The sequence below is a fragment of the Anaerovibrio sp. genome (genome assembly GCF_051866355.1).
GTDB lineage: Bacteria > Bacillota > Negativicutes > Selenomonadales > Selenomonadaceae > Anaerovibrio.
Map to the genome: position 1 here is coordinate 1 of NZ_JBJDWZ010000069.1, position 2,906 is coordinate 2,906.

At 51.1% G+C, this 2,906-nt stretch carries 2 protein-coding genes; both read left to right on the plus strand.

Annotated elements, in window-relative coordinates:
* Positions 1-148 precede the first annotated feature (148 nt).
* Positions 149-1,942 carry a methyl-accepting chemotaxis protein gene (locus ACI3UA_RS04160; protein WP_439723569.1) on the plus strand — a complete coding sequence of 598 codons (1,794 nt, stop codon included), beginning with the start codon at positions 149-151 and terminating at the stop codon, positions 1,940-1,942.
* A gap of 431 nt (positions 1,943-2,373) precedes the next feature.
* Positions 2,374-2,906 (plus strand): GNAT family N-acetyltransferase (locus tag ACI3UA_RS04165; RefSeq protein WP_439723570.1); only part of this gene is annotated, 533 nt, incomplete at its 3' end.

Genomic DNA, 2,906 nt, shown 5'->3' on the forward strand with positions numbered 1-2,906 from the left:
CCTATTTTTGCAGCAAAAGGATATAACCAATCAATTGTAAATAATAAAGAAAAATACAAAATTCCCTACCATATACTTGAATTAAGAAAGTAATAGTGATATACTGTAACTGTAATTGTCGAAATATTTGTAAAGGGAGATGGTTAAATTGCGATTCGATTCGGTTAAGCAGCGGCTGGTTATGCTGTTTGTTATGCTCAGTGCAGTTGCCACTGTGTCTGTAGGAGGGTATTTCATTTTTTCTATTGTTGAGCAGAATCAAGAAGCATCTGCGGCTTATCGCAGTATGATGGAGGAGGAGTTTGACAGGGAAATCAAGCTGCAGACGGAGGGGCTGGTTTCCTCCCTGAACGGTATTTATGAGGAGCAGAAGGCGGGCAAGCTGACTGAGGAACAGGCAAAGAAGCTGGCTATAGCTACTATCAAGGCCAATCGCTACGACAACGGCAAGGGATATTTTTTTGCTGATGACAAGGCTACCGGGGTATGCGTGGCTCACGCGACGCTGGGAGCGAAGGTAGAGGGGAAGCGCCGCATTGATGACAAGGACAGTCATGGCGGTTCCTATATGCAGGAAATATTCAAGGCGGCCCTGAGCAGCCCGGAGGGAGGTTACTCCAATTTCTATTTCCCGAAGCCGGGTGAAACTGAGGATTTGCCAAAGCGCGGATATTCCATGGAGTTCAAGCCTTATGGCTGGATTATCTGTACAGGCACCTGGATTGATTATATTGATGCGGCTGTGGCGGAGCATGAGGCAAAGGCCGATGAGGCGCTGTGGCATCAGATAGCGGTATCCGTGGTTTTGCTGGTTTTGCTGGAGGGAATGATTATCCTGTGGGGCATGAATCTGGCTTCCGGCTTTGCCAAGCCTATCGGCAGTGCAACAAAGGCGCTGGAGCAGTTTGCTGATGGTGATTTCAAGTCAGACCTGCAGCATCTGGATGAGAGCCGCAGTGACGAGCTGGGAGCTATGGCCAGGGCGCTGAAGACGGTTCAGTCCTCCATGTGTGAGCTGGTACAGCATGTGCAGGCATCCGCTGATCAGGTGGCGGGGCATGCCGGACAGCTGACCAACATCTCGGAACAGTCGGCTCAGGCCGGCACTCAGTCAGCAAGTGCTATTACGGATGTGGCAGGAGCTGCCGCCAGCCAGCTTGAGGCTGTAAATTTGGCAGTGGCGGCTCTGGAAAGGCTTTCTGCCGGTATGCAGGATGTTGATGCGGATGTGAAAAACAGCGTGGGTCAGACAGAAATGGCGCGTCAGGCCTCTCAGGATGGCAGCAAAGTAATCGGGCATGCGCTGGAGGGCATGAAGGCTTTGCAGCAGGCAGTGGCGGATTCTGCCGAGGTTGTCAATCAGCTGGGGGAGCGATCCCACACCATTGGCGAGATTACGGATACCATTACAGGCATCGCCGGTCAGACAAACCTTTTGGCACTGAATGCCGCTATTGAGGCGGCAAGGGCTGGCGAAGTAGGCCGCGGCTTTGCCGTGGTGGCCGAGGAAATCAGGAAGCTGGCGGAGCAGTCCCAGGATGCGGCCAGCCGGATTGCGGCGCTTATCGGCGAGATTCAGCAGGATACCCAGTCTGCCGTTTCAAGCATGGTAAAGGGCAAAAACATGACGGATGAAGCCCTGAAGATGGCAGAGGACGCAGGGGCTGCTTTTAGCCATGTGGATGAGGCCGTGGCCCGGGCGGCTGGCAAGTCCGGAGAAATTGCTGAAAGGGTGCAGGAGGCTACCGACCATACGAAGAATGTTTTTGTTGCGGTAGAAAAGGTGCGTGATATGAGCCGCAGGATTTCTGATGAATCTCAGAGTGTTTCTGCCGCTACGGAGGAGCAGTCGGCCTCCGAAGAGGAAATGGCGGCTGCCTGCCAGCAGCTCTCCCGCATGGCGGAGGAGCTGGCCGAGGGCGCCCACAAATTTAAGGTTTAAGCTCACTGTACTATGGAATTTATGGGGGCGGCAAGTGAAATTGGCGGTTAAGATTTGCAATTAAGCTGGCAATTAAAATTGTCAATTGGTTGGAGTAAAGTTACGGTGGCAAAGTAACGATATAGTGTGTGCAGGGCTGGTGGGGCTTGTCTGCGCCAGCCTTTTCATTTTTATTTTATGGTTTATGTTTTTAAGGAGTATGCTGTTTGAAGAACAACACCTTGGAGATTGCAGCCTGACCGGAGGGTCGGACTACAATTGAAGTAATTGGCACTTGGTATTTGTATAAGACCTTCCGATGGATTTTTGGCAGGGGAGCTGTGACTTTTTATTTGGTTCGGAGCTTCCTATGTTTTGGTGTAATTGATTTGCAAATTGAAATGCAAAGGCGCAAAATTTGAAGATACAAAAATCGTCAGGAGGAAAAAACAATGAGCAAGAATTTTATCAATAGTGAATGTATCAATGGCAGTAATGGCGGCAATAGCAGTAATGAACGGATGAGCATTGGGAAGTTTGTTAATGGCAATAACAGGGTAATTATCCGTCATGAGCGGCAGGATGAACAGCGGCAGGTGGAAAATCTGGTGCGGGAAGCCTTTTGGAACGTGTATCGTCCCGGCTGCCTTGAGCATTATGTGCTGAACCAGCTCAGGCAGGATGAGGCATTTGTGCCGGAGCTGAATTTTGTCATGGAGCTGGCGGGCAGGCTGATAGGACAGGTTATTTTTATGCGGGCGGAAATCAAGGCGGATGATGGCAGGAGCGTTCCCATTATGACCATGGGGCCTATCTGCATTGCGCCTGAGTACAAGCGTCAGGGCTATGGCAAAATCCTGCTGGACTATGGCTTTGAGCAGGCGGCAGGGCTGGGTGTCGGCGCCCTCTGCTTTGAGGGCAATATTGATTTTTACGGCAAGAGCGGCTGTACGGAGGCTTCCCGGTACGGCATCCGTTATCACGG